The sequence below is a fragment of the Mesorhizobium sp. B3-1-7 genome (assembly GCF_006439385.1).
Taxonomy (GTDB): domain Bacteria; phylum Pseudomonadota; class Alphaproteobacteria; order Rhizobiales; family Rhizobiaceae; genus Mesorhizobium.
In genome coordinates, this window is record NZ_VFTL01000011.1 from 106,620 (window position 1) to 132,557 (window position 25,938).

The 25,938-nt window shown below is 63.8% G+C and carries 23 protein-coding genes; 5 read left to right on the forward strand and 18 right to left on the reverse strand.

What is annotated here, in order from left to right:
* Window positions 1-142 precede the first annotated feature (142 nt).
* Window positions 143-1,348 (forward strand): cytochrome P450, encoded by a 1,206-nt coding sequence (locus FJ417_RS11735; protein WP_140783524.1) that lies wholly within the window; start codon window positions 143-145, stop codon window positions 1,346-1,348.
* On the opposite strand, the gene FJ417_RS11740 is transcribed toward FJ417_RS11735, so the two are convergent.
* The 8 genes from FJ417_RS11740 to FJ417_RS11775 all read right to left on the reverse strand — a co-directional run bounded on the left by FJ417_RS11740 (window position 1,337) and on the right by FJ417_RS11775 (window position 9,850).
* Window positions 1,337-2,164, reverse strand: a complete 828-nt coding sequence (locus FJ417_RS11740) for a Stf0 family sulfotransferase (RefSeq protein WP_140783525.1) — start codon at window positions 2,162-2,164, stop codon at window positions 1,337-1,339. The genes FJ417_RS11735 and FJ417_RS11740 overlap by 12 nt on opposite strands.
* A 12-nt stretch (window positions 2,165-2,176) precedes the next feature.
* On the reverse strand, window positions 2,177-3,043 hold the full coding sequence (locus tag FJ417_RS11745) for an alpha/beta hydrolase (RefSeq protein ID WP_140704245.1): 867 nt from the start codon (window positions 3,041-3,043) through the stop codon (window positions 2,177-2,179).
* Window positions 3,043-3,474, reverse strand: a complete 432-nt coding sequence (locus FJ417_RS11750; RefSeq protein WP_140704247.1) for a hypothetical protein — start codon at window positions 3,472-3,474, stop codon at window positions 3,043-3,045. Before FJ417_RS11750 ends, FJ417_RS11745 begins: the two co-directional genes overlap by 1 nt.
* Window positions 3,475-3,615: 141 nt before the next feature.
* Window positions 3,616-4,473, reverse strand: coding sequence for a patatin-like phospholipase family protein (locus tag FJ417_RS11755; RefSeq protein WP_140783526.1), 858 nt, complete (start codon window positions 4,471-4,473; stop codon window positions 3,616-3,618).
* Complete coding sequence (locus FJ417_RS11760) at window positions 4,470-5,864, reverse strand: pitrilysin family protein (protein ID WP_246687434.1); 1,395 nt, start codon at window positions 5,862-5,864, stop codon at window positions 4,470-4,472. The genes FJ417_RS11755 and FJ417_RS11760 overlap by 4 nt, the downstream gene beginning before the upstream one ends.
* Before the next feature lie 2 nt (window positions 5,865-5,866).
* Window positions 5,867-7,228 (reverse strand): pitrilysin family protein, encoded by a 1,362-nt coding sequence (locus tag FJ417_RS11765; protein ID WP_140783528.1) that lies wholly within the window; start codon window positions 7,226-7,228, stop codon window positions 5,867-5,869.
* Between the two features lie 83 nt (window positions 7,229-7,311).
* On the reverse strand, window positions 7,312-7,866 hold the full coding sequence (gene rsmD / locus FJ417_RS11770; protein ID WP_140783529.1) for a 16S rRNA (guanine(966)-N(2))-methyltransferase RsmD: 555 nt from the start codon (window positions 7,864-7,866) through the stop codon (window positions 7,312-7,314).
* A complete protein-coding gene (locus FJ417_RS11775; RefSeq protein WP_140783530.1) occupies window positions 7,847-9,850 on the reverse strand; it encodes a pseudouridine synthase in 2,004 nt (667 codons plus the stop codon). Before FJ417_RS11775 ends, rsmD begins: the two co-directional genes overlap by 20 nt.
* 180 nt (window positions 9,851-10,030) lie before the next feature.
* On the opposite strand from FJ417_RS11775, the gene FJ417_RS11780 reads away from it, so the two are divergent.
* Window positions 10,031-10,486, forward strand: coding sequence for a nucleoside deaminase (locus FJ417_RS11780; RefSeq protein ID WP_140783531.1), 456 nt, complete (start codon window positions 10,031-10,033; stop codon window positions 10,484-10,486).
* A 64-nt stretch (window positions 10,487-10,550) separates the two neighbouring features.
* Here the strand turns inward: FJ417_RS11780 and FJ417_RS11785 are convergent, their stop codons facing one another.
* From FJ417_RS11785 to FJ417_RS11815, 7 genes are all read right to left on the reverse strand, one after another.
* Window positions 10,551-11,225 carry a hypothetical protein gene (locus tag FJ417_RS11785; protein WP_140704275.1) on the reverse strand — a complete coding sequence of 225 codons (675 nt, stop codon included), beginning with the start codon at window positions 11,223-11,225 and terminating at the stop codon, window positions 10,551-10,553.
* Window positions 11,226-11,427: 202 nt separating this feature from the next.
* The gene (ileS, locus tag FJ417_RS11790) at window positions 11,428-14,385 is read right to left on the reverse strand and encodes an isoleucine--tRNA ligase (protein ID WP_140783532.1); all 2,958 of its coding nucleotides are present in this window, start codon (window positions 14,383-14,385) and stop codon (window positions 11,428-11,430) included.
* A 249-nt stretch (window positions 14,386-14,634) separates the two neighbouring features.
* A complete protein-coding gene (locus tag FJ417_RS11795; RefSeq protein WP_140783533.1) occupies window positions 14,635-15,432 on the reverse strand; it encodes a MipA/OmpV family protein in 798 nt (265 codons plus the stop codon).
* A gap of 129 nt (window positions 15,433-15,561) precedes the next feature.
* Complete coding sequence (locus tag FJ417_RS11800; protein WP_140704281.1) at window positions 15,562-15,774, reverse strand: hypothetical protein; 213 nt, start codon at window positions 15,772-15,774, stop codon at window positions 15,562-15,564.
* A 23-nt stretch (window positions 15,775-15,797) separates the two neighbouring features.
* Window positions 15,798-17,348: an acid phosphatase gene (locus FJ417_RS11805; protein ID WP_140783534.1), complete on the reverse strand. Its 1,551-nt coding sequence runs from the start codon at window positions 17,346-17,348 to the stop codon at window positions 15,798-15,800.
* 262 nt (window positions 17,349-17,610) lie between these two features.
* Entirely contained in the window at window positions 17,611-18,726 is a 1,116-nt protein-coding gene (locus FJ417_RS11810; protein ID WP_140704285.1) for a glycosyltransferase family 4 protein, read from the reverse strand.
* A gap of 177 nt (window positions 18,727-18,903) precedes the next feature.
* Window positions 18,904-19,953, reverse strand: coding sequence for a hypothetical protein (locus tag FJ417_RS11815; protein WP_210240643.1), 1,050 nt, complete (start codon window positions 19,951-19,953; stop codon window positions 18,904-18,906).
* A 62-nt stretch (window positions 19,954-20,015) separates the two neighbouring features.
* On the opposite strand from FJ417_RS11815, the gene FJ417_RS11820 reads away from it, so the two are divergent.
* The 3 genes from FJ417_RS11820 to FJ417_RS11830 all read left to right on the forward strand — a co-directional run bounded on the left by FJ417_RS11820 (window position 20,016) and on the right by FJ417_RS11830 (window position 23,259).
* A complete protein-coding gene (locus FJ417_RS11820) occupies window positions 20,016-20,972 on the forward strand; it encodes a glycosyltransferase (protein ID WP_246687438.1) in 957 nt (318 codons plus the stop codon).
* A 10-nt stretch (window positions 20,973-20,982) separates the two neighbouring features.
* Window positions 20,983-22,413, forward strand: coding sequence for a glycosyltransferase family 1 protein (locus FJ417_RS11825; protein ID WP_140783537.1), 1,431 nt, complete (start codon window positions 20,983-20,985; stop codon window positions 22,411-22,413).
* A 291-nt stretch (window positions 22,414-22,704) separates the two neighbouring features.
* Window positions 22,705-23,259, forward strand: coding sequence for an HdeD family acid-resistance protein (locus tag FJ417_RS11830; RefSeq protein ID WP_140641117.1), 555 nt, complete (start codon window positions 22,705-22,707; stop codon window positions 23,257-23,259).
* Window positions 23,260-23,266: 7 nt separating this feature from the next.
* Here the strand turns inward: FJ417_RS11830 and FJ417_RS11835 are convergent, their stop codons facing one another.
* The 3 genes from FJ417_RS11835 to FJ417_RS11845 form a co-directional block, all read right to left on the reverse strand.
* A complete protein-coding gene (locus tag FJ417_RS11835; RefSeq protein WP_140641115.1) occupies window positions 23,267-23,593 on the reverse strand; it encodes a hypothetical protein in 327 nt (108 codons plus the stop codon).
* 208 nt (window positions 23,594-23,801) lie between these two features.
* Entirely contained in the window at window positions 23,802-24,785 is a 984-nt protein-coding gene (locus tag FJ417_RS11840; protein WP_140783538.1) for a bifunctional riboflavin kinase/FAD synthetase, read from the reverse strand.
* 32 nt (window positions 24,786-24,817) lie between these two features.
* Window positions 24,818-25,678 (reverse strand): TIGR01459 family HAD-type hydrolase, encoded by an 861-nt coding sequence (locus tag FJ417_RS11845; RefSeq protein WP_140783539.1) that lies wholly within the window; start codon window positions 25,676-25,678, stop codon window positions 24,818-24,820.
* Window positions 25,679-25,938: the final 260 nt, after the last annotated feature.

Here is a 25,938-nt window from a genome sequence, read left to right on the forward strand (position 1 = left end):
TTGCAGACAAGTTTATAACCGCCTATTGCCGCTGCGGGATGCCAACGACTTTGCGGCGTGACTGTCGCATTTTTGCAACAATAAGGGACATCGTTAGCTGAACGAATACCGAAGTGGTCGTGCGTTCAGACATGGAGGTAGGGTGAGCGATCCAGCACAAATTGAAGGCATGCTCAACAGTCTCGTCTACAACCTATTCGCGCGGAGCGGGCAGGATGATGGACGAGCAACCGGCGCTAAGGAAATCGGCAACCTCGTCGTATTCGACCATCCGGAGAGCGTCGACGAGATCGTCAAGTCGCCTGCCCTGTTCCGGAAGAACTTCTCGCTGATCTCGGCCCTCGGCTTCAGCCGCTTCAACACCAATGACGAGGAATGGGCGACAAGACGCGCCATCACCCAGGATCGCTATCTCGCGGCGGCCAAACCCGCCCATGGGCAAAGCGTGTCGGATATATTCAGCGGCGACCTTGCCGATTGCGAGACCTCCCTCGCAGGAATCCACCAGGCGCTTTTCACCGGCGCCATGACCATTTTCTATCAGGCCTTCGGACTTGTCGCGGAAGCGCGACCAACCGCTGTGCTTTTCGACCGAGTCCGTGAGACATTGCGCCGCCTGCAGTATTATTCCTGGGTCACGCCAACCAATGCCGAAAGAGACAGCGCCATCCAAGATGCCCACGCGGTCATCGCGGATTTCGGTTCGCAACTGATGGCGGATCCGCGGGCGGCTGCGGAAATGGACCGTTTCTCGGAAAGAGCAGCCGAGATCGACGGCTTTTCCCCGATCGAAGAATTCGTGATGAATCTGTTCGCTGGCGTCGAAACCACCGTCACGACAGTGCAGTGGGTGATCGATAGGCTCGGCGCCAACCAGCAGGTGCAGGAGCGTATCTATAGTGAGATTGCTGGCGGCAAGGCACAGACACCGTTTACTGACTGCTTCATCAACGAGACGATGCGCTATTTCCCACCTATACCGTTCCTCACCCGCGAAGTAAGCACCGATGCGGTTCTGGATGGCACGTCGCTACGGGCCGGGCAACTTATCATGCTGTCCGTCGTCGGTGTGCACCAGCATCCTGAATTCTGGGAAAATCCGAGGACTTTCGATGCCAGCCGCAAGGAGTTCATCAACAACAGTTTCGACCGCCGCGCCTTCATTCCCTTCCTAACCGGACCGCGTATGTGCGGGGGCGCACGCCTGGGCCGACTCGAGGTGGAGCAGGCGGTTCGCGCGGTCGTGCGCCAGTTCGCCTTTACTCGCGCCGACGACGTTATCCGCTTCGACTATGCGCTGGCGCTGCGCCCGGCGAGCGGCATGTCCGTCCAAGTGTCAAGGCGCTGATCGGCTCCGCTCCGCCTCGACAGGCATGTCGCGCCAAAGTTGACGGATCAAGCCTCCGAACTGTCTTGCGATAATCGACTTTACGGAGGCGTCGTTGCTGTAGCGACCATTTGCAGCGAGGGCATCATTGCGCAGATTGCGGGCTGGAAACCAGTTCCGCATCGTCGCCTTCACATTGTCGTGGGGATTGACGACGAAATCCTCATAGGCCACATGAGCAACCCTCGTCACGTCAATGGTCGAAAGGTAGCTCCGCCACTTTGCCTCGGAGTCCGCGATGTGTCGCACGGTGTCAATAACCGCCTTCTGACTTATCGTTCTCAACATAGGGACACCGGGCAGCGTTTCCCCGCCATCGAATGGCTGACCAGTATGCAGCATCGAAAGCAGGCTGACCGTCTGATCGACTTTGTTCCGGCGGGACAGGAATACATAGAACGAGCTTGCATCATCCTCGCCGATCGAGAGGCGGGCGAAGTCCAGATTGCCGAAAAACAGCTTGGCCGCGAATACGCCTTCGACTGAGCGCCGCATCAGAAGATGCTTTCCATATGACGACGCACCGCGATCGAGCGCCGGGACGTCGAATGTGTCGTCTCCCGTCCAGCGCCGCATGAGCGGTACCGCGAATTGCCACTGGAAGTATTCGGTGGGCAGGCCAAGTCCAAAATGCCGCATGACCTGGCAATAGGTATGGCCGGCGGTTCTCGGCGTGGTGCAAATCAGGATTCTATACGGATTTTCGGCCGCGTCGTCGCGATCGAGATCAGCTGAGAGCAATCGGGTATATGTTTCATCGAAGTGCGATGCCGCCATGACGGATACTGCTCACATGGCGGACAGAAACCCGAAGATCAGGAGAGCCTGATCGGGCGTCATCAGCGACGGCGGATGGCCGACATCGATATTGTCGACGATGCAAAGATCGGGTCGGGCGCAGCGGGATCGTTCAAAGGCCTGCCTGTCGATGAACCCGCTCTCGCGGCCGTACATGAGCATGACCTGGGCGTCGAGCTTAGCGACCATGGGAAACAGGTCGTATTCGCGGCCGGTCATGGCCTCGAAATTCCCGGTCGTGGCCGGATCGTAGGCCAAACGAAACTCGCCAGCCCTCGCGGCAATTCTGTTATCGATGAAGCGGTCGAGGACCGGCCTCTCCACCCGCCCCATGCCTGGATTTGAGGCACGCAGATATTCCCCTGCCTGGGCGCGCGTCTGGAATACAAGCGCGGCTTCGCGGATGGCCTCGTTTCGCAAAGCATCGACCTTCGGCCCGCCAATCAGGGGGACATCGTTGAGGATGATCCTGTCGACGCGGCCGCGGTTCGCGTAGAGAAAGAGAAGCAGGATCAGCCCGCCCCATGACGTGCCGACGAAATGGTTCTCCTTGCCGGCAAACTGGCTGAGCGCGCGTAGGCACCTGGAATAGAGATCCATATCGTAGCCCGAGCCGAGATAGGCGCTGCGCCCTCGTCCGAGCAGGTCGGGGCAGATCACCAGATAGCCGTTGCGGCAGAGGAACGCCGCTAGGTAATCGAAATCGGAGCCATTGCCGGCAAAGCCGTGCAGGCAGAACACGGTGCCGCGCGATTGGCCGGCCGGTTGCCAGATGCGCACGAACATCGAGGCGTAACGGTCGCCGAGGCGGATCAGGATTTCCTGGGTCAGCGCCTCGCCTGGGGTAGCCTGTTCCATCACGCGTCCCGTTTGCGGACGGCGCGTTTCATTGCACCGCGGGCGTCGATGAAGTCGCGCTTCCAGTAGACCGACTTGTCGAGGTTGAGCAGTTTCGCTTCCTTGATCAGCGGCAGGATGTGCGAGGACGAGCGCGTTGCCATAATCGTCGCGGCAATGGCAGTGCCGCCGGGATCGGGATTGAGCGGCCCCTTGTTTGCAACCCACGTTTCGGCAATTTCGCAGTTGGTCACGATCCAGCCGACGTAAGCAACGATCGCGTCGTCGATGGAACCGATAAGGTGCGTCTGCTGCTCGATCTGGAAGCGCAAGGACTTCACCATCTGTCCAAACTCGTATCCATCAAAGGGCGGATAGTGCGCAATGAAATTGCAGACGAGCCCGAGAGAGACCGGGTTGAAAGGAACGCGGGTGAAAAGGAGCTTGGTCATGCGGCCTCAAGGCACTTCGAATGGGCGCGACATTATGATGTGCGGTCTGTTCGCCGCTAGTGGTAAATGCGCGCCGCGACAGGTCGAGAGGCGGCTTACACCGGCGATCCAGCCTGGCCGAGGCCTGAGCCTTCCACGGATCTACCTAAACCGCCCTTCTCCCCGCCTGCCGCCATGCGCTTCCACGGCCTTCTCGACGGCGCGCTTCAATTCGTCCTTGATCTCGACCGTCTCGGCCATCAGCGTCTCGATCTTGAGGAATTCGAGCACGCGGTATTTCGAGACATTCGGCCGGATCAGAATGTCCGGCGGGTGCTGCCTGAGCTTGTTGGCGATGATCGACTGCATCATCAGCTGGGTGGCGCCATACATCAGGTCGACTGTGGTCGGATGCCTGCGCTCGGCCTCGCTCGGCGCGCCGACGACATCGACGGCGATGATGATGTCGGCGTCCTTCTCGATGAGGTCGAAAGGCACGGGGTTGTAGATACCGCCATCGATCAGCACGCGGCCCTCGCGCGTCACCGGGCGGAAGACCGCCGGGATGGCCGCCGAAGCGGCAAGCGCCGAACGCAGGTCGCCTTCGGCGAACACCGCAAGGCTGTGGCCGAAATAGTCGGTCGCCGTCACCTTGAGCGGAACCTTCAGCGCCTCGAACGTCTGCGGGATCGCCTCGGGCAGGAAAGCCTTCAGAATGCGCTCGATGTTGAACTGGCTGACGCGAATGCCGCCCTGCATGGCCTCAGCGATCGTGCCCGGCCGCGAGCGCCACATGCGCGCGGCCACTTCAGCCCGGCTGCCGAGGATCGACCGGGCATAATCGTGAATCTCGGCACCCTTCATGCCCGACGCCATGCCGGCGCCCATGATGGCGCCGATCGACGAGCCGGCAATCGCCACCGGCTTGATGCCGAGATCGTCGAGAGCCTCGATGATGTGGATATGCGCGAGACCGCGCGCGCCGCCGCCGCCAAAGGCCACCCCGAAGGTCGGGCTCATCCCTTGCCGCCTCCCGCCACCTGCACCAGCGGCGGCCCGATGACCATCACCGCGGGGTCGGACGACAGGAGCTTCTTAGCCGCCGCCTTCACGTCGGCGAGCGTCACCGCGTTGATGAGAGCCGCGCGCCGCTTGATATAATCGATGCCGAGATCATCGATCTGCAGCTCCACCAGCGTCGCTGCGATGGAGCTGGACGAATCCAGATTGCTGATGGCGTAAGCGCCGACCATGTATTTCTTGGTCGCCGCGAGTTCCTCCTCGGTGGGGCCGTTCTCGGCCATGTCCTTCACCACCTGGCGCACGATCGAAAGCGTTTCGGCGGCGCGGTCGGAACGCGTCGCCGTCGTCACCAGCAGCGCGTTGGAATGCTCGTGATCGACGAGATCGGAGCTGACGCTATAGGCAAGGCCGCGTTTCTCGCGCACCTGCTCATACAAGCGCGACGTGAAAGTCGAGCCGCCGAGAATCTCGTTCATCAGCACGGCGGCGTAGAAATCGGGATCGCTCCGCTTCACGCCCGGCCAGGCAAGCTGCAGGGAGGTCTGCGGCAGATCGTAATTCACTTCGAGCTGCTGGCCGAGCTTGGGCGTGATATCGGCAACCGGCGCCAGCGTCTGCTTGTCCGGCAGGTCGCCGAACACCTCGTCAAGCCTGCCGCTCAACGTGGCGGCGTCGATATCGCCCACCACCGCCACATGCAGGCCGCCGCGGGCGAAATTCGCCTTGTGGAAGGCCTTGAGGTCGTCGGCAGTGATGGTTTCGAGGCTGTCTTTGTTGCCCTCGTCCGGCCGCGCGTACGGGTGCTGGCCATAGATCGCGCGCAGCCAGCGCTGCTGGGCGATCGTATTGGGGTCCCGCTCATTGGCGAGGATGCCGGAGAGTGTCTGGGCGCGGATGCGGTCGATCGGCGCCTGATCGAAGCGCGGGCTGTTCACCGCCAGCTTCAGCAGGCCAAAAGCCTCGTCCTTCTGGTCGGACAGCATGCGCATCGAGCCATAGGTGCCGTCGCGCGCCGCCTGAAAACTCATCTCCGCGCCAGCATCGTCGAGCTTCAACTGGAAGGCCTCGCTGTCGAGGTCGCCGGCGCCCTCGTCGAACAGGCCGGTCATCAGGTTGACCAGGCCTTCCTTGCCGGCGGGGTCCTGCGCGGTGCCGCCGTCGAAAACGAAACGGATCGCAACCAGCGGAATCGAATGGTCTTCCACCAGCCAGGCGGTGACGCCCTTCTTCGACTTCACCTCCTGGATGTTCATTTCGGCGCGCGCGGCAAGCACCGGCAAAAGCAGGAAGAACAGGGCGAAGCAAAGGGTGGCGACGGCGCGATAGAGCTTGCCTTCCTCGCTCGCCGGAGAAGGAGAAGCGATCGTATGGCCAAGAACCATGCTCATCATCAATTCCCCGCCTGCTGCTGCGGCAAGAGATAGCCGGTGGTGGAACGATCGAGCACGAGGTAGCGGGCGGCAGCCGCCTTGACTTCATCGGCGGTCACCTTGCGGATGCGGTCCGGCCATTCCTGGACGTCCTTGACATTGCCGCCCGTGGCAAGCGTCGAGCCGTACATGTTGGCCATGTCGTCCTGCTTGTCGCGCGCAAAGATCATGGAGCGCACATAGCGGGTCTTGGCCCGCTCCAGCTCATCGTCGCTCACGCCGTCCTTGACGATGCGGGCGATCTCGGCATCGACCGCGGCCTCGACATCGGCGAGCCTGGCGTCGCCGCGCGGGGCGCCATAGACGGTGAAGTTGGTGGCGTCGAGCATGGTGCCCTGGAAGTAGGCGCCGGCCTCTGAGGCGATACCCTGCTTGACGACGAGCTGCTGGTACAACCTGCTGCGGTTGTCGCCGCCGAGGATCTCGGCAAGCAGGTCGAGCGCCTCGGCTTCGCCGGGCTTAGCCGTGTGATAGGACGGCACGACCCATTGCGTCGAAAAGCTCGGCACCGAGACGCGCGCGTCGGTGAGCGTCACCGTGCGCTTCGTGTTCTGCTCCGGCTCCACGGGGCGGATGCGCGGCCGCAGGTCCGGGCCGCGGGCGACCTTTCCGTAGGTGCGCCCGGCCATCGCCTTCACCGCGTCGGGATCGACGTCGCCGGCCACCACCAGCACCGCGTTGTTCGGCCGGTAGTAGGCGTCGTAGAAGGCTTTCGCGTCCGGACGGTTCAACTGCTCCATTTCCTGCATCCAGCCGATCACCGGAATGCGGTATCGCTGGTTCTGCCAGAGCGTCGCGTCGACCTCCTCGTCGAGCACCGCCTGCGGATTGCTGTCGATGCGCGAACGGCGCTCCTCCAGGATCACGTCGCGCTCGGTCTTGATGACATCGTCGGTCAGGATGAGGTTGCGCATGCGATCGGCCTCGAAGCCCATCATCTGTTCGAGGGCGGAAGGCGGCACCGTCTCGTGGAAGGCGGTGTAGTCGTAAGAGGTGAAGGCATTGTTGGAGCCGCCGATCTCGGACACGGCGCGATCGAACTCGCCGGCGGCGTGGTTGGTCGTGGCCTTGAACATCAGGTGCTCGAAGAAATGCGCGATGCCGGATTTGCCGAGAGGCTCGTCGGCGCTGCCGATCTTGTACCAGACCATGTGAGTGACGATCGGGGCGCGGTGGTCCGGGATGACCACCACTTCCATGCCGTTGTCGAGCAGGAAATCCTTGACCTCGCCATCATCGGCCGCGCGGGCCGGAGCGGCCGCCGCAAGCGCCAGCGCGCTGGCCAGAAACGCTGCGCGCAGCCCAATTCCTGTTCGTCTCATCAAGTTCTCCGGTCGCGGTTGCGCGACGATAGGCAAGGTTGTTGGCAAGGCAAAGTGAATTGTGAGTCATTTTCGAGGCGGCGCTAGCCAACCTCGATGAAGCGAATGACCGTTTCGCCATAGCCCCGCTCGTCCACCACGGAAAAACCCGGGCCTGCCTCGAACGGCGCCGAGGCCGCCTCCTCGACCACGAACAACGCGCCGGGCAACAGCCAGCCGCCGGCCTTGGCCGAGCGCAGCGCGCGTTCGCCAAGCCCCTTGCCATAGGGCGGGTCGGCGAAGATCAGGCCGAAGGGCGAGAGCGTGCCAGCCTCACCCAAATGAGCAGCGTCGCGACGAAAAATCTTGGTGCGGCCGGTGAGCCCATAGGTCTCGACGTTCTCGCGGATCAGGCCTCGCCCCTCCGTCGATTCCTCGATGAAAACGCAGTAGGAAGCGCCGCGCGACAGCGCCTCAAGTCCGAGCGCGCCGGTGCCGGCGAAGAGATCGAGCACGCGGCCGCCTTCGAGCTTTTCGGCATAGCGATGCGCCAGCACGTTGAACACCGCCTCGCGGGTGCGGTCGGTGGTCGGGCGGATGGCATTGCTTTTCGGCGTCGCCAGCGGACGCCCGCGGAACTCACCGCCGACGATCCGCATTGCCGCCCCTCTTCGGACCGCGCGGCCTGTCGCCGCCATCGCCTTCGGGGCGCTCGCCGCGGGGCTTGCCGAACGGCTTCGCGCCCGGCTTGCCCTTGCCGCCCGGCTTGTAGGACGCCTTGCGCGCCTTCGCCTCGGCGGCCCTGGCGGCATCGGCTTCCGCCCTGCCCTTGCCGATCGGCCGGGCGCCCGGCGCCATCCAGACATTGGCCTTGCGCTGGCCCGGCGGTTCGATCGGCCGCTGCTCGCGCTCGGATTTCTTGCCGCCGAAACGGGGCTTGTCGCCGAACCCACCGCGCGGCTTTTCGCCGAAACCGCCGCGGTCGGATTTAGGGCCGCGCTCGCCGAACGCCCGGTCCGGCCCAAACGCCCTGTCCGGCTTTGTCGAGAGCTTGCTCAGCGCCTCGTCGCGGCTGCCTTCGCGGCGCTTGCGCGCCTTGATCAGACCGCCCTCGCCGATCGGCCGGTGGTCGCCGTCGCGCGTGAATTTCGGCCGGTCGACCTCTTCGCGGCGAGGGCCGCCGCCGCGCACCGGCTTGTTGGAAAACGGCTTTTGGATGTCGGCATCGAAATTGGCGCCGGATTCCTCGATCAGCCGTTCGCCGAGCTGTTCGCGCAGCACGCGGCCCTTGATCTCCAGCACATGGCCCTCGGGAAGATCCTCGAGCTGGAACGGTCCGTAGGAGATGCGGATCAGCCGCGTCACGTCGAGGCCAAGCGCGCCGAGGATGTTCTTCACCTCGCGGTTCTTGCCTTCGCGCAGGCCCAGGGTCAGCCACGCATTGGTGCCCTGCTCGCGGTCGAGCGAGGCTTCGATCGAGCCGTAGAAGACGCCGTCGACGGCGATGCCTTCGCGCAGGCCGGCGAGCGCGCTCTCCTCGACCTTGCCGTGGACGCGCGCGCGGTAGCGCCGCAGCCAGCCGGTGGCCGGCAATTCGAGCACGCGCGACAGCCCGCCGTCATTGGTCAAAAGCAGCAGGCCCTCGGTGTTGATGTCGAGCCGGCCGATCGTCATCAGCCGCGGCAGGTCGGACGGCAGTACGTCGAAGACGGTCTTGCGGCCTTCCGGATCGCGGTTGGTGGTGACGACGCCCGCCGGCTTGTGGAACAGGAAGAGACGCGTGCGCTCGATCGGCGGGATCTCGGTGCCGTCGAGATGGATGATGTCGTTGGCGCCGACATTGAAGGCCGGCGAGTCCAGCACCTTGCCGTTGACCTTGACGCGACCGGCCGCGATCAGTTCCTCGGCGTCGCGGCGCGAGGCGATGCCGGCGCGCGCCAGCCGCTTGGCGATGCGCTCGCCGCTTTCGGGCGCAGCTTCCGAGGGCCGCGGCCGTGGCTTGAAGCCGCCTTCCGGCTTTCCGCCAGCTCCGCGTGGACGATCGCTGAAGTCTCGCTTCGGCCGGTCGGCGAAATCGCGTTTGGGACGGTCGTCGAATGCCCGCTTGGGGCGGTCGAAACGTCGTTCGCCCCGATCGCCTTCGGCAGCCGCCGGTCGATCGCCACGCGGTGCGTAAGGCTTGTGGTCCTCACGCTTTTCGAAAGGCTTGCCTTCGCGCGGCGGACCTTTGCGGAACGGCCTGTCGCCACGCTCCCCGCCTTCACCCATTTCACGCGGCCCCATCTCGCGCGACTTGTAGCTGCGCTTGAAATCACGGGCCGGGCGCTCGCCTTCGGCCGCCACCGGCCGGTCGCCGCGCGGTGTGCGCGGTGTGTAAGGTTTGTGGCCCTCGCGCTTCTCGAAGGGCTTGCCTTCCGGGCGCGGACCTTTGCGGAACGGCTTTTCGGCGCGCCCGGCGCCCTCGCCCGTCTCGCGTGGCTTATAGCTGCGCTTGAAGTCGCGGCGCTCGCCTTCGGCAGCCATCGGTCGTTCACGCTTGGCGAACGGCTTCTTGGCGCCGTGGGCCGGTTTTCCGTCACGCCCGCCCGTCGGTCTGGAGTAGCCCTTGCGCGGCCCGCGTGGAGATTTCTTGTCGTCGTCCATTACTTTGCTCGTCTTCACCTGCTACAGCGCCGCGCGCCCTTGCGGACGCCCAACGCAGGCAGTGTCATCTTGATTTTGCGCATCCAGCGGCGCGGCAAAAACCGATTCCGGTTTTCAGGGTCTCGCGCTAAATAACAGGATCACTCTCGGGTGGCGAGAAGTAATCGGAATGGAAACCGCTTGAAACGACCGGATTTCATGGCCCTGGCGCTTGAAGAGGCCGAGGCGGCCGCCAGCCGCGGCGAAGTGCCGGTCGGCGCTGTGATCGCCAACGGCGGCACGGTGGTCGCGAAAGCCGGCAACCGCACGCGCGAGCTCTCGGACCCGACCGCGCATGCCGAGATGCTGGCGATCCGCGAGGCCTGCCGGAAGCTCGCCAGCGAACGTCTCACCGGCCACGATCTCTACGTGACGCTGGAGCCCTGCGCGATGTGCGCCGGCGCGATCTCCTTCGCCCGGCTGCGGCGGCTCTATTTCGGCGCCGCCGATGTGAAAGGCGGCGCGGTGGTCAACGGCGTGCGCTTCTTCGCCTCACCCACCTGCCACCACACGCCGGACGTCTATCCGGGGATCGGCGAGAGCGATGCCGCCCTCATCCTCAAGGACTTTTTTCGCGAGAGACGGAATGGCGGGTGAAGTGAAGCGAGTAGTGAGTAGGTCACTACTGACTACTGACTACTGACTACTGACTACTGACTGTTCACAGCCCTAGCCAGTCGAACCAGCCGCCCTTCTTGCCTTCGGCCTGCGCCTTGAGGCGGCGCTCCTTCTTGTATTCGTCCTCGCCGAGCTCGTTCTGCGGCGCGGTGCCGGCAGCTTGGCGATAGGCAAGCGGCGGCTCGCTCAGATATTTGCGCACGGTCGGATCGCCCTGCTTCTGTTCGGCAAGGCTGCGCTGAATCTGCGCACGGCGGGCGGCCGAGTTGTCATCCGGCGACCAGGCCGGCGGGTGGCTGGAGCCCGATTCGGCCAATGCCTTCTTCACCGCCTCGGGATTGGTCTGGATATCCTCGACGGCTTCCGGCTGGTAATTCGGATCGTTCTGGTGCGCGGTGGCGTCGGCGCGGATGCGGGCGCGGCGCGCCTCCGGCGATTCGGGCCAGTCGGCGCTCGCCGTCTCGATGCTTTGCTGCGGCGGCGGCAGGCTTTCCTTCTGCCCGGGAGCGGGCTTCACCAGATCAGGACGCGGCTTGTAGTCGATCGGATCTTTGCGCTTCGGCGTGATCGAGGCAGCCGCGGAGACATCGTCGAAGAGCTGCGCGGCTGCCGTCTTGTCGGTTCCGTAGGTCGGCGAACCCACGCAGCCTGACAGGGCGATGGCCGATACCACAAGCGGCGCCATCAGCGCGGCGCGCGCGAACGTTCTGTCGGTCATGCCAAAAAGTCCCACTCTAACAGCCTTTCAGTCGCCACCGGCCAAGGGCACGGTCCCCTTCTTCCCCGCATTTGCGATGGAAATCCGGCGACAATTTGTCTGCCGGAGTGTCGCGTGTTTACCTCAACCACTTGTTAAGGGCAACGCGCGGGCGGTTTCAGGCCGCCCGGCGTGGCATTTGTGCACCGGCTTATCGACAGGACTACAGCCGCCCAAGGGCCTTCAGCTCATGCAGCACGGCGGCATCGCGGGCCGAGACATCCGGAAATTCCGGATCCTGCCCGACATCGGCGGTGTAGCGCCAGGAGCGCGCGCATTTGACCAGACCGCGATCCTCGGCTTTCTCCACCACCACCGCCACCCCCTTGACGTCGTCGAGCGTGAAGGCGCCTTCCGGGACCTTGCCGTGTTTGACGACGAGATCGCTGGTGATCGCCATCTCGGCCATATCGACATCGGCGATCGCGGCCTCCAGCGCCGCGTCGTCGAGCGTCACCACCGGCACCGCCTCGAGCGAAGAGCCGATCAGCTTCTCGGCGCGCGCGATCTCCAGCGCCCCGGTGACGACGCGGCGCACCTGCCTCACCTTGCGCCATTTCTCGGCCAGCGCCTCGTTGCGCCAGTCCTGCGGGATCGCGGGGAACTGGTCGAGATGCACCGACACGGCTTGCGGATGGCGGTCGAGCCAGGCTTCTTCCGTGGTGAAGGGCAGCATCGGCGCCAGCCACTTCACCAGGCATTCGAAGAGGTGGCGCACCACCTGCACGGCCGCCCTGCGGCGCAGGCTAGACGGCCCGTCGCAGTAAAGCGCGTCCTTGCGGATGTCGAAATAGAAGGCCGAAAGCTCCACCACCATGAAGTCGAGCAGCGTGCGGGTGATGCGCTTGAACTCGAAGGCGTCGTAGCCCTGGCGCACCATTTCGTCCAACTCGGACAACCGGTGCAGCATCAGCCGCTCCAGTTCCGGCATCGTCTCGACCGGCACGTCCCGGCCGTCATCATGCGCAAGCGTGCCCAGCATCCAGCGGATGGTGTTCCTGAGCTTGCGGTAGGCGTCGATATTGGTCTGCAGCACGTTCTTGCCGAGCCGCTGGTCTTCCCAATAATCGGTCGTGACCACCCAGAGCCGCAGGATATCGGCGCCGGACTGCTTGATGACGTCCTGCGGCACGACGGTGTTGCCGAGCGACTTCGACATCTTGCGGCCTTCCTCGTCCATGGTGAAGCCATGGGTGATGACCGTGTCGTAAGGCGCCCTGCCCCTGGTGCCGCAGCTTTCGAGCAGCGAGGAATGGAACCAGCCGCGATGCTGGTCCGAGCCTTCGAGATAGACGTCGGCCGGCCATTTGAGGTCCGGACGGTCCTCCAGCGTGAAGACATGCGTCGAACCGGAATCGAACCAGACGTCGAGGATGTCCATCACCTGGTGCCATTTCGAGGCGTCGTGATTGCCGAGGAAGCGTGCCTTCGCGCCCTCGGCGAACCAGGCGTCGGCGCCTTCCTTCTCGAAAGCGTCCATGATGCGCTCGGTGACGGCCTCGTCCTTCAGCACATTGCCGTCCTCGTCGGCGAAGACCGCGATCGGCACGCCCCAGGCGCGCTGGCGCGACAGCACCCAGTCGGGGCGCTCCTCGATCATGGCGCGGATGCGGTTCTGGCCCGCCGCCGGAACGAAACGGGTGTCGTCGATCGCCTTCAGCGCGCGGCTGCGCAACGTCGTGCCGTCGCCGAGGTCCTTGTCCATATAGACGAACCATTGCGGCGTGTTGCGGAAGATGACCGGCTTCTTGGAGCGCCAGGAGTGCGGATAGCTGTGTTTCAGCCGGCCGCGCGCGAAGAGCGCGTTGCGCTCGATCAGTTCGTCGATGACGGTCTGATTGGCGTTGCCCTTCTTGCCGTTGTCGTCGATGACGCGCGCCGCGCCACCTTCGCGCCCCGGGCCGAAGCCCGGCGCATCCTTGGTGAAGAAGCCGGCATCGTCGACGGTGAAGGGAATCACGGTGTCGACGCCTCGCGCCCGCAGCTCGCTCGCGGCCTCCATCCAGGCGTCGAAGTCCTCGCGGCCATGGCCGGGCGCGGTGTGCACGAAGCCGGTGCCGGCATCGTCGGTGACATGCTCGCCCGCAACCATCGGCACCGGGAACTCATAGCCGCCGCCGAGGCCCTTGAAAGGATGAGAAAGCGTAAGCTTCCCAAGCTGTTCGGCCGAGACGCTGTGAAGCCTGTTCAGTGCGACCTTGGCCTTGACGGCGCACTCTTGCGCCAGCGCGTCGGCAAAGATCAGCTTCTCGCCGGGCTGCGGGCCGAAGGCGTTCTCGGCCGCCGTGACCTCATAGAGGCCATAGGCGATGCGCGGCGAATAGCTTACGGCGCGGTTGCCGGGGATGGTCCAGGGCGTGGTCGTCCAGATGACGACATGCGCCTCGACGAGGTCGAGCGCTGCCTCGTCCAGCGCGGCGCCGGCGACCGGCTGGGCGAGGCTCGCGACCGGGAACTTCACCCAGATCGTGTCGCTCTCGTAGTCCTGATACTCGACCTCGGCCTCGGCGAGCGCGGTGCGCTCGACCACGCTCCACATCACCGGCTTCGAGCCGCGGTAGAGCTGGCCGGACAAGGCGAATTTCAACAGTTCGCCGGCGATGCGCGACTCGGCATGGTACGCCATGGTGGTATAGGGATTGTCGAAATCGCCGATGACGCCGAGACGCTGGAACTCGTCGCCCTGCACCTTGATCCAGTGGGCGGCGAACTCGCGGCATTCCCTGCGGAACTCGTTGACCGGCACCTCGTCCTTGTTCTTGCCCTTGGCGCGATACTGCTCCTCGATCTTCCATTCGATCGGCAGGCCGTGGCAGTCCCAACCCGGCACGTAGTTGGCGTCATAGCCGCGCATCTGGAAGGAGCGGTTGATGACGTCCTTGAGGATCTTGTTCAGCGCATGGCCGATATGGATGTTGCCGTTGGCGTAGGGCGGCCCGTCATGCAGCACGAATTTCTCGCGGCCGGCGGCCTCTTCGCGCAGCTTCCTGTAAAGGTCCATGTCCTGCCAGCGCTTGACCAGACCAGGCTCCTTCTCGGGCAGGCCGGCACGCATCGGGAAGTCCGTCTGCGGCAAATAGAGCGTTTTGGAATAGTCGATCGTTTCAACGGTGTCGGTCATTGATCTGCCATCTGCGTTGCCCGGCGGCGGGAAGCCCGGGCGTTGAACCAGCATTTTCTTGAAAAGCGCGAGGGGCGCGCGCGAAAAATCCCGGCGGCTCCAGCGGCGCTCAGGCCGCCCGGAACACCGGGCCCGTAATTCGTATCGCGATCGCGAAAAGGCGCGAAAAGCTCGTCATGGCGTGGCTTTTAGCGGATGGCGCGGCAGGAATAAAGCGCGGATTTCAAGGCATGGAGCCGCTTTCACGGCCTACATGGTGAAATTGAAGCGGTAAGTGGTCGAGACCCCGAAGGTCCACTGATTGCGGTCGCCGCGTTCCTTGACCAGGCTGGAATCGGCCGCCGGCCCCATCAGGCGCGAATATTCGGTGAAGACGCTCGCCGTCATCGGCTCGGTCACTTTCCAGGTGATCGCGCCGCCGAGCCCCGTCGATTTCAGCCCGCCGCCGGGATGGTACTCGCTCAGGCCCGAAGCGACAGCTTCCTTGGCGTTGACGCCGTAATAGGCGTCGAAATAGTCGGACGATGCGAAGGAAACGCGCGGACCACCGGAAATGCGCACGGTCGGCGTGATGTCATAGAAGGCGTCCGCGGCGATGTCCGCGACGAAGCCGTTATGGGAGCGGATGCCGTGCCTGAGCTCGGCGCGCGCCCTTAGCCAATCCAGCGGATAGAATTCGAAGAAGCCGCCCACCTCACCGCCCCAGCGCACGGGATCAAGGCCCTTGAGCTCGTCCTTGCTCTCGCGCGAGAATATGAACTTGCCGGTCAAGCCGGCGCGAACGGAACCGTCATCGATCAGCGCCAGCGAGATGTTGTCGTTGCGCGAGGTGAAGCGCGCCTCCGGACCGACCTTGCCGAGCGAGACGATCGGTTGGGCGCTGAGCATGTATTTCTTGCCGCCCTCGAAATTCGGCGCGACCAGCGCGGTGGCGCCGAGCGTCAGGTACCAGTCGCCGGATATCCAGCTGCCCTCGCCCGCTTGGGCGACAGGTTCACTGAGCAGGCCCATGGCGACGGCCAGCGGAATCGTCCCGACAATACGCATCGTCACCCCTTACGCGAAACGCGCCGGCAGCACCATCTGCCAGCGCTCAAGCCATGCCGTGCGTTCGGTAAAATTTGACTTAAAATCGGTAACATGGTCGGCAGCATCCGGATGAGGACGGCCACTAGATCAAGTGTCGCGCGGCGCGACCGGCTGGTCCAGCAACCTAGCCACGGCCTTGGTGCCTTTTCCGCCAATGCGCGCAGAGCCGTCGTCACCCACTTCCACCGTGGCGCCGTTGGCGAAGCTGAGCGACCAACCGTCATCCGTAGCGTTACGCCGGCGGTCGGTGAGCTCGATGCCGCCAGCGGTGACCAGCGCGACAATTCTGTCAGCGTCCATCCTCGTTCTCCGGATACGGGCCATCAATTCAGGTCGAGCCCGCCGGTAAGGTCACCGAGCGGTGGCTCGCCATGCGCGGCAACGGCCCGGTCGCGAACCACGATGCCGTGCAGCACAGGCAGTTCGAAACGCTCCGTGATGAGGCGAAGGATCGAGGTGGTGTCATAGGGCGCGTGATCGACATAGCCGTGTTTGGCGAAGGGCGAAACGATGATTGCGGGGATGCGCGTGCCGGGCCCCCAGCGATCGCCCTTGGGCGGCGCGGCATGATCCCAGATGCCGCCATTCTCGTCATAGGTGACGACGACCAGCATGTGCGGCCATTGCGGGCTCTTCTCCAGATGCGCGATGACATCGGCGATATGGCGGTCGCCCGCCTGGATGTCGGCATAGCCGGAATGCTCGTTGAGATTGCCCTGCGGCTTATAGAAGGAAACCTGCGGCAGGGCGCCATCGTCGATCGCCTGGGTGAAGCTCACGCCTCCCAGCCCCGCGTCGCGCAAATGTTCGCGCCTGGCCTCGGTGCCAGGCGCGAAGTTGGCGTAATAGTTGAACGGCTGGTGGTGGTACTGGAAATTCGGGATCGGCGTGTGGTTGCCGTGGTCGAGGGTGTACTGCCAGGCGCCTGAATACCATGCCCAGCTTATGTGCTTGAGGCTGAGCATGTCGCCGATGGTCGGCTCGGTCTGCGGTGGGAGGGTCGTCGGCTTGGCCGGATCCGCTAGGCGCGGATCGCCGCCAGGCGCCGGATCGTTGCCGCTCGGCTGGAAAGGCGGTTGCATCGTGTTTACCGCGTAGAAATCCGGCGTCAGGTTGCCGTCGGAGACGAATTTCGGGATGCCGTCGCGCGCCGATTTCGGTGAATTGTCGGCGACCTTCAGCGCCGTGCCACTGTCGTCCGTCACCGAGATCGACGGCTTGGCAGGGTTCTTGTCGGCATCGGCGTAGTAGGGCGCGCAGGCGCAGATCAGCCATTGGTGGTTGAAGAATGAGCCGCCGAACCCGCCCATGAAGAAGTGGTCGGCCAGCACGTATTTCTGCGCGACCGCCCACATGTCGGTCTTGGAGGCGTCCCAGTTGCTCATCGGCATGGCGCCCGAATCGGCCCAGGCGACGAACATGTCGTTCTTGCCGCCGTCGATTTGCATCTGGTTCTGGTAGTAGCGATGCCAGAGATCGTGCGTCACGACCGTAAGCGGGACGTTGAAACCCTTCGCGTCGTTCACGGTGAACGGCGCGTTCGCAAGGTGTTCGGTCATCGCCTGTGTCACCGGCGGCGTGACGCCCTTGGCGGTCAGCCCGTCCCACACCGGCGGCAGTTCGGACAGCACGGAGCCGTCACGGTCACGCTGCTGCAGGCTTTCCTGGCTCGCCTTGTCGATGCCGTCAGCGCCAGGAAAATGGCCATAGAGATTGTCGAAAGCGCGGTTCTCCGCGAAGATGACGACCACCGTCTCTATCTTGGCAATGCCGGCCGGCGGATCGCCAGGCTGGGCTGCGGAAGCGGACGCCGTAGCGGCAGCGCACAGAGCGAGAGTTGAGGAAAACAGGGTAAGCCCAAAGGAGCGCTTCATCACCGTGCCTCACCAGTGGTGCAAAACGGGATGACACCAGCTTCGGCACATCTTTGCAATAGCGGCGACTCTGGACGGCAGTGCCATTGGGACTACCTTCCCTCACGACAGGATGCGCCGGCCACATCTGGAGGGAAGTCGACCAAAGCGATGCCATGAAGGACGCGATCGGCCGGCCGTGGCCGGTGGGGGTCGCTTTTCACCCAATGCCGCCGATAAGCGGCATCGCCCTTGACGATTTGTAATCGCCGGTGTCGCTGCGCTAAACGGAGCGCCGGTTGTGGCGCAGCGTCTCTATCAGATCGCAGGCTGCTTCCAGTCCGCCGGTAAGCGGGTTCGACGCGCCGTAGCCAAGAGCCGCCTCGCGCCATTGGTCCCGGACCGCCGGGTTGCCGGCTTTCAGGATTGCCTGCCGCCAGATTTCGGGGTCGTCGCGACTGGCCACAACCAGTCCCGCCCCGCTGGCTCCGACATATTTTGCATATCCGCAGGCGTCCGATGCGATGACCGGCAGGCCGTTTGCAAGCGCCTCGAGAATAACCGTGCCCGTATTTTCCAGGCGAGCCGGGTGCAGCATGAAGTCGCTCGCGACCACGACCGCCGGGATGTCCTCCTGGATGCCCAGCAGAGTGACCCTTTTCGATATGCCGGCTTTGGCAATCAGGCCGAGAAGCCGCGTTTCCTCCTCGCTGTTTTTTCGAAGGCCGGCTACCAGCCAATGGATCTCCGGGAACGGCTGAAGCGCTTTTATCGCCCGGTCGAGACCCTTCACCTTCAACCTGTTGGCGATGGTCAAGGCGATGACCGTTTCGCGCGGAAGCCCAAAACGATCGCGGATTTCATTGCGGTCGACAGCCAGCAGCTCCGGTCTGCGGCGTTTCGGATCGAGCGTCGGTCCGACGACGTGAATGCGCGATTCCTCCGTCCGCCAGAAGTTGCGGTAAAGCGTTGCCTGGTGTTCGCTGAGTGCGATGATCTGCACGGCGTTGCCAGGGGCAAAGATCATCGATTCGAGCTTCTGCTGGCGCATGAAGCGGGGCGAAAACGGCCGCCACCACCCGAGCTTCGACACAAAATAGGGCGGGTCGCCGGCATAGTAGATATCCAGGCCCGCCATCTTGTTGAAACCGACCACGCAGTCGAAGTCCCGCCTGGCGGTCAGCACGGTCCTACCCAGCGCATATTCGGTGCCAGGGTTCGAGAGAACCCGTGCCGGCTGGATTTTTATCGCAGCCGAACTCTCGACATGACCGACCTGGCGGGTCGTCAGGATCGTCACGCTATGGCCGCGCCGGACCAGTCGGTCGCTGATGTTGAGGCAATCCCTTTGCAGCCCCCCATTCATGAAGAGGGCAGAGATTGCGCAGCAGATTTTCATCTCATTTTCCGGAGCGCCGCCTTATCCCCCAAGTCGGATCGACGGAGAGAGACTCCGGGTGCGCCCCAGACTTCCCCAATCAAACAAACACGGCCGGGCGCCTAAATGTTGGCCGTGTTGAAACCACGAATATGCTGTATATAGCCGGTTATCAAGAGACTTGGATGCTGTCGCGTTCTAGCTTTCTCCCGCCAAGACCAACCGGAGCGCGCTCATGAAAGTTCCACGGGGCGATCGCGCCTGCGAAGCCGGGTTCGACTGAAAGCCGCCACAGCCGTGCCAAGGGCCCTGCGCGAATATGACTGGCGGCAATGGCTGAGGCTGCAGCCGCTGCTGCACGCCGTCAAAACTGCCCGTTACCGGAAAATCGACCGGAGGTTTCTGCGCCAGCCGGCCAAGGATGGCGACATCCAGGGCATCCGCGCGTCCGCCCGGGGTCGCCATGTCCTGCTGACCGTTGCCTTCGGCGATGCTCAATGCCTGGATCTGCAGTTGCGGCTGACGAGCGGACTTGTTCGCCACGATCTCCACATCGTGGCCGACAACAGCGTCGGCGAAGCTTCCGCGCGCAAGAACAGGCAGGTATGCGCGGCTCACGGCGCGGCCTATGTCAGGCTGCCGGTCAATCCATGGACCGTAAGGAACCCGAGCCGGTCCCACGGCGCGGCGCTCAATTGGATGTGGCACAACATCCTGAAGCCTGGCGCGCCGGCCGCGTTCGGATTCCTCGACCAGGACCTTTTCCCGACGAAGCCATGCGACCCCTTCGAACCTCTTGAAGACGCGGCGTTTTACGGCGATCTGCGCTGGGCAGGCGCGCGATGGTATTTGTGGGCCGGCTATTGCTTCTTTCGGTTCGACGCCGTCGGCCGCGAGCCTCTCGATTTCGGGCTCGACTGGTTCGCCGGCCTCGACACTGGCGGAGCCAATTGGGAAGTGCTCTATCGGAATGCGGATCCCAACGCGGTGCCGCAACGGCCGATAACCGCATTCGCCGCCTTGCCGGGAATTGAGCTCAGACAGGCCTATTGCGAATGGCGGGGAAGCTGGCTTCATGAAGTCGGCCTCGACGGCGACCTTTCTTTGAAGGCGAAAAAGCGCGAGGCGGTCCTGCGACTGCTCGCTCCCGCGCTTGAGATCGCACTCGGATCGGCCGGACAAAGAGATTGACAGTCGACAGACCGACGAAACTTTGGAATTGGAATTTTGAAACCAGGCCGCCGACATTCGACAATTCAACGGCCATTCGGTCACGACCGATTATCGCAAGGAAAGTTCCATTGCCGACAGTGAGTGTGATCATTCCGGTGCGAGACGGCGCGCAATATGTCGGCGAGGCCCTGCAAAGCATCCTGGACCAGGATCTGGCGGATATCGAAGTCATCGTCGTCGACGATGGATCTCGCGACGACAGCGCCGCGATCGCGACGTCGATCAGCGACCGCGACAGCCGCGTCAGGCTTGTCGCCAACCGCGGCAAGGGGATCGTCGATGCGCTGAACATGGGGCTTTCGCTCGCGCAGGCCCCTCTTGTGGCGCGCATGGATTGTGACGATGTCTCGCTGCCCGGCAGGTTGCGCCTGCAAGTGGCGTGTTTCGACGCGGATGCCGACCTGCAGCTGCTCGGTACGGCGGGGTTGCAGATCGACCGGGACGGAAATCCGTTGAGGCCGCTTGACGTCCCCGCCGGCGGCGACCCGTTGCGCGAAGCGCTTGCCAGATACAATCCCATGCTTCATCCGACAGTGATGTTTCGGACCGAGGCCGTCCGGCGCGCGGGAGGCTACCGCCGCGCATTCACCCATGCGGAAGACTACGATCTATGGCTGCGGCTTTCCGAAACGGGAAAACTGGCCAACATGGATGCGCGGCTCGTGAAGCTGAGATCGCATCCGGGACAGGTATCGCGCATGAAGGAAGATCAGCAAAAGGCTGCCGCGGCATTGGCCAGGCAGTCGGCGCTGCTGCGTCGCCATCGCGCCGAGCCGTTCGACGCGAACGGCCAAGCCGCGCAGGCCATCGCAAGCTTTCTGGCGTCGCGCGCCGCCACGGGGGTCGGCATCTCCAGCCAGGAAAGACGCGACATCGAGTTGCTGCTGCGAACCGCGGACATACCCCTCACCCTCACTCTAAAGCTGCTGTTCCTCGCGGCTGTCGGCGCGCCCTCCTTCAGGACGCTCGCGCTGGGACCTCGACTGGCCTGGCGCAGGATGATCGCGCGTCCCGCAAGAATGCGGCTCAACTGATGCGGCCCGAATGATGCGTCTCGTCGTCGATCTCTCGAGCATGGTGCGTTGGCTCGGCCCTCCGGTCGGCCTGGTCCGCGTGCAACGCCACTACGCGGCCGCGGCGGCCGCATTCAAGGCTTCCGATGTGGCGTTCACCGTGTTCGACCCGATCGAGCGGGTCCTTAGACAGGTTTCGCCTGGTATGGCAGCGGAAATCATCGCCGGCGACATTTCATGCGACATGAGCTTTTACCCGGACCCGGCCCGCATCAAGATAAGGTTCTACGATCGCTGGCCGAAATGGGCGCGGCGGTTGCTGATGACGATCATAAGACCGCGCCGGATGCTGATAACGGAAATTGGCGCGTTCGGCCGGCGCCATCCCGGCAGCCCTTTTGTTCGTTTCCTCGAGCGGATCGAAAACCGGCTGATGAAGGAAAACGAGCGGTGGCAGGTCGCTCGCGGGGGCGGTTCACGCGCTCGTATCGTCCCGCTCAGGACCGTGGCCGGCGACAAATACGATCTTTCGCCCGGCGACCATCTGCTGTTGATGAACAACGACTGGGCGCATACCGATATCGAGGTCATTTCGCGCGAGGCGCGCTTGGCCGGCGCAAAGCTGATCGTACTCTTGAACGACATCATTCCGATCCAGTTTCCCGATTGGTACAAGCCGCACGACGTCAAGAGATTCACCGACTACGTGAACCTGGCGGTCGGGCTGGCAGACCGCTTCATCCTGACGTCGAGGCGCGTCACCACTGACGTCGAGGACTATGCCGCCAAGCTCGGCGTCCATCTGCCGGAGCTGAAACAAGTCCCTCTCGGCTGCGACAGCGCCCGCGAATCGAAGGCGGACGGCCGCATGCCGGACGGGATCGAGACCGATCGCTATATCCTGTTCGTTTCCACCATCGAACCACGCAAGAACCATTCGCTGCTCATGGATGTCTGGAGGCGCATCGTCCTGGATGGAACGGTCGCGCGCAGCGGCATGAAGCTGGTTTTCGTCGGCCGCAGCGGCTGGATGGTCGACGGGATCCTGGCGAAGCTTCACAGCCATCCCGACTACGGCAAGAGCCTTGTCCATCTCGACAACGTCGACGACGCAACGTTGTCCCGCCTTTACCGCAACAGCGCGTTCTGCGTGTATCCGTCGCTCTATGAAGGATATGGGCTGCCGCCCGTGGAGGCGCTGGCCTATGGGAAGGCGCTGATCGCCTCCACGGGCGGAGCCATCGCCGAAGTTGTCGGCTCGTCGGGACTCTGCCTTGATCCGCTCGACGTCGAAGGATGGGAAAACGCCATGCGGGAGTGGGTCACCTCGCCCGCGGCCCGTGCTCCATACGAAGCGAAGGCCAGAGAATTCGTGGCGCGAGGCTGGGAGCAGGCCGGCAGGGAGACACTGGAGGCGACGCTTGCGCCGTTCCCGGACGAAGTCCGGCCGTCGCGACAATAGCCGCCTTTATGGTTGCCGGGATACGCGGCTTGCCTGTCCGGTATTTCGGAACCGGCTCAGGGTTTCGTCGACGATGTAGCGGCCGAGCTCACCCCCGGCGCTTGAAGGAAAGCGCATGCTCTCGCGCCGCCCGCCCGTGGCTATCAAATCGTCGCGATTCTCGATCGTGGTGGAAGGTCATGCACAGCCGGCCGCCCGCGGGCTGGGCCCGTGTTGCTGGACGGACAATGCCGTTGGGTTTAGCTTCCTTTCGCCGCACGACCGGTGGTGAATTTCGAGGGAGATGAAACCATGACTCTGCCAAGCGACGCTCTCAAGGACGCGATCGGCCAGACGCGGGATAAATGGGGATGGTTCGTGGCGCTCGGCGTGTTGCTGCTGATCTTCGGCGGCATCGCCTTCGGCAATCTGTTCATCGCCACCGTCGCCTCGGTCTATGTCGTCGGCTGGCTGATGCTGATGGCAGGTGTCATCGAGATCATCCACGCCTTCGGGGTCAAGACCTGGGGACGTTTCTTCTACTGGCTGCTGAGCGGCCTGCTCTACGCCGTCGCCGGCTTCTTCGCCTTCGACAACCCGTTGCTGGCCTCGGCGGTGCTGACGCTGCTGTTGGCCATCGCACTCGTCGCTTCGGGGCTTCTGCGGTCCTGGGTGGCCTTCAATCACCGGCCGCAGCAAGGCTGGGGATGGCTGCTAGCGGCCGGCATCATCACCATTCTGCTCGGCCTGATGATCGCCATGGGCTGGCCGGTGAACAGCCTTTGGGTGCTTGGCATCTTCCTGGCGATCGACCTGGTCTTCCAGGGATGGAGCTTCATCGCCATCGGCCTGGCGCTGAAGCGGTAGGCTTCCGTCAGTCGGCGTTGAGAAGCGTGACTGCGGCAAGTGCCAGCGCAATGCCGAGATATTGGGCTTTCGAAACGTCCTCCTTGAAGACGACCGCGCCGACCAGAACGGCGCCGGCCACCACAATCGTATTGACCAGAGCGCCGGTAACGGCAAGATTCAGTCGCGTGTTGATGAAGGCAAACATGAAGTAGGATACCGGCGACAGCAGCATGACGATGGCCAGGCTGCGGCCGCTGCCGGTCTTGCCCCAATGCGCGCTAAGTCCGTCGCAGAGGATGAACAGCGCCGCGCAGGGCAGGACAACGGCCCACACCATTAGGTCTATCTTCATTAGCGCTTTCTGCGCAATCAAGCGCCCGCGGTCGGTGAAATGCTTCACCCATGCGAGTCAGCCTTTGATCGAGCGGCAGACTGAAGACGATCCGAGCCATTCCAGGAAAAGTGTGTAGCGGTTGGGCTCGGCGACTTCGGCGTGGCCTTCCGTCCGGAATTGCGTCAAAACAAGGAGATAGGGCGGTTCGCCGTTCCCGTGAAACGCACTAGAACGCGATCTCGGCGTCCAGTTGCGAGAGCGGGCGAACGCCCGCCAGCAGCGCCCGCGCCTCGGCCTCGTCCTTTTTCATCTGCGCCACCAGCGCATCGAGGCCGTCGAATTTGAGCTCCGGCCGCAGGAAGCCGAAGAACGACACCTGGCAGGTCTGGCCATAGAGATCGCCGGAAAAATCGAAGACGTAGGTTTCGAGCAGCGGCGCGCCATTGTCGTCGACGGTGGGACGCCGGCCGAAGCTGGCGACGCCATCATGGAGCGTGCCGTCGGCGCGACGGAAGCGGACGGCATAGATCCCTTCCTTCAAGGCCGCTTCCGGCGAAAGCCGCATATTGGCGGTCGGGAAGCCGAGGGTGCGGCCAAGCTGCTGGCCGCCGATCACCTCGGCTTCGACGGTGAAACGGTAGCCGAGCAGGCCGGCAGCCTCCTCCACCTTGCCTTCGGCGAGCAGTCCCCGGATGCGACTCGATGAAACCACCTCCGCGCCCTCATCGCGGAAGGCATCGACCAGCGTCACGCCGAAGCCATGCCGTTCTCCGGCAGCCATCAGAAAGGCCGGGCCACCCTGGCGGTCCTTGCCGAAATGAAAGTCGAAACCGGTGATGGCGTGGCGGATGCCGAGGTTCTTCTCCAGCACATCGGTCACGAAAGCCTCGGGCGACAGCGAGGCGAAATCGCGCGTGAACGGCTGCTCGACCAAGGCGGCAAAGCCAAGCCCGGCAAGCAGCCGCGCCTTCATCGGTGGCGGCGTCAGCACGAAGAGCGGCACCTGTGGCCGGAAGATCTTGCGCGGATGCGGCTCGAAAGTGAGCACCAAAGCGGGCACGCCGTTGCGGCGGGCTTCGGTCAGCGCGCGCTCCAGGACGGACTGATGGCCGCGGTGGACACCGTCGAAATTACCGATCGCCACGACGCCGCCGCGCAGATGCGCGGGCAGTGGCGCGATCGCGGAAAGACGTTCGAAAGCTTGCTTCATATCGAGGCGTCCGTCATGGCCAGACCACCAACCTATTGCAGACGCGGAATGACGGCGACCGGCCGGTAGCCGTGCCTTTCGAGAAAGCCCGCCAGCCTTTCGGGGTCGGGGCGGAGCGGATCGCCATAGTCGCGAGCGTGGATGCCGCCCGAGACATAGAGCACGTCGAAGCCGTTGTCGGCCGCGCCCTTGACATCCGTCATCATGCCGTCGCCGATGGCGAGAACCTCGCTGCGCTCGACGGCGCGGCCAAGAAGGCCGGCGACCTCCTTCATGGCGACATCGTAGATCGGCGCGAAGGGCTTGCCGGCGATCAGCGTGCGTCCGCCCAATTGCGCGTAATCCCGCGCGAGCGCGCCGGCGCACCAGATGGTGCGCTCGCCGCGCTCCACCAGGATATCCGGATTGGCGCAAATGAACGGCAGATTGCGGGCACGCAGCCGCTGCAGCAGTTCGGCATAGTCGGCGGGCTTCTCGACCTCGTCGTCATAGAGGCCCGTGCAGACAATACCCGAGGCCTCGAATTCCTCGACCAGATCGACATCGAGCCCGTCATAGAGCGTGAAATCGCGCTCGGGGCCGATATGAAAGATCTTCCTCGGGCCATCGGCGATCAGGTCGCGGGTCACGTCGCCGGACGTGACGACCCGGTCGCAGGCATCGCCAGGGACGCCGATCACCTTCATCTGGGCGACGACGTCGGCGCTGCGACGCGGCGAATTGGTGATGAGCACGACAGGCACATCGGCCGCGCGCGCCCTTGCAAGTGCGGCGGCAGCGGCCGGAAAATGCCATTCGCCGTTGTGCACGACGCCCCATACGTCGCACAGTATGGCGGCGTAGCGCCCCACAAGATCGTCGAGCGAAGCGATGATGTCAGGCGAATCCGCCATGCCGTGTCCCTGATTTCGATCATGAACCGCATCGCGCTGAAGGCCGCCGCGGTCCGCCCCGCATAGCCGAAGCGCCTCATCCTGTCACCAGCTTTCCCGACCTGTCCTTCCGTCAAGCGCGGACGGGGCAACAGGTATCCGCCATGGGCGGACCGCCGGTTGCACAGGGTTAACGCGCAGTCAAAGAGGCGCCGCGTTCTTGACAGTTTCGCGAAAGCTGAAATTTAACGATTTATGACCATAGTACCAAACCAACTGCG

Bases quoted from the DNA above. Each gene is read 5' to 3' on its own strand.
- FJ417_RS11775 (WP_140783530.1), bottom strand. From the start codon at position 9,850: ATGGACGACGACAAGAAATCTCCACGCGGGCCGCGCAAGGGCTACTCC.
- FJ417_RS11760 (WP_246687434.1), bottom strand. From the start codon at position 5,864: ATGAGCATGGTTCTTGGCCATACGATCGCTTCTCCTTCTCCGGCGAGC.
- FJ417_RS11795 (WP_140783533.1), bottom strand. From the start codon at position 15,432: ATGCGTATTGTCGGGACGATTCCGCTGGCCGTCGCCATGGGCCTGCTC.
- FJ417_RS11845 (WP_140783539.1), bottom strand. From the start codon at position 25,678: ATGGCGGATTCGCCTGACATCATCGCTTCGCTCGACGATCTTGTGGGG.
- FJ417_RS11750 (WP_140704247.1), bottom strand. From the start codon at position 3,474: ATGACCAAGCTCCTTTTCACCCGCGTTCCTTTCAACCCGGTCTCTCTC.
- FJ417_RS11765 (WP_140783528.1), bottom strand. From the start codon at position 7,228: ATGAGACGAACAGGAATTGGGCTGCGCGCAGCGTTTCTGGCCAGCGCG.
- FJ417_RS11800 (WP_140704281.1), bottom strand. From the start codon at position 15,774: ATGGACGCTGACAGAATTGTCGCGCTGGTCACCGCTGGCGGCATCGAG.
- FJ417_RS11810 (WP_140704285.1), bottom strand. From the start codon at position 18,726: ATGAAAATCTGCTGCGCAATCTCTGCCCTCTTCATGAATGGGGGGCTG.
- FJ417_RS11740 (WP_140783525.1), bottom strand. From the start codon at position 2,164: ATGGCGGCATCGCACTTCGATGAAACATATACCCGATTGCTCTCAGCT.
- FJ417_RS11805 (WP_140783534.1), bottom strand. From the start codon at position 17,348: ATGAAGCGCTCCTTTGGGCTTACCCTGTTTTCCTCAACTCTCGCTCTG.
- FJ417_RS11840 (WP_140783538.1), bottom strand. From the start codon at position 24,785: ATGAAGCAAGCTTTCGAACGTCTTTCCGCGATCGCGCCACTGCCCGCG.
- rsmD (WP_140783529.1), bottom strand. From the start codon at position 7,866: ATGCGGATCGTCGGCGGTGAGTTCCGCGGGCGTCCGCTGGCGACGCCG.
- ileS (WP_140783532.1), bottom strand. From the start codon at position 14,385: ATGACCGACACCGTTGAAACGATCGACTATTCCAAAACGCTCTATTTG.
- FJ417_RS11785 (WP_140704275.1), bottom strand. From the start codon at position 11,225: ATGACCGACAGAACGTTCGCGCGCGCCGCGCTGATGGCGCCGCTTGTG.
- FJ417_RS11815 (WP_210240643.1), bottom strand. From the start codon at position 19,953: ATGTCGGCGGCCTGGTTTCAAAATTCCAATTCCAAAGTTTCGTCGGTC.
- FJ417_RS11835 (WP_140641115.1), bottom strand. From the start codon at position 23,593: ATGAAGATAGACCTAATGGTGTGGGCCGTTGTCCTGCCCTGCGCGGCG.
- FJ417_RS11745 (WP_140704245.1), bottom strand. From the start codon at position 3,043: ATGGAACAGGCTACCCCAGGCGAGGCGCTGACCCAGGAAATCCTGATC.
- FJ417_RS11830 (WP_140641117.1), top strand. From the start codon at position 22,705: ATGACTCTGCCAAGCGACGCTCTCAAGGACGCGATCGGCCAGACGCGG.
- FJ417_RS11755 (WP_140783526.1), bottom strand. From the start codon at position 4,473: ATGAGCCCGACCTTCGGGGTGGCCTTTGGCGGCGGCGGCGCGCGCGGT.
- FJ417_RS11825 (WP_140783537.1), top strand. From the start codon at position 20,983: ATGATGCGTCTCGTCGTCGATCTCTCGAGCATGGTGCGTTGGCTCGGC.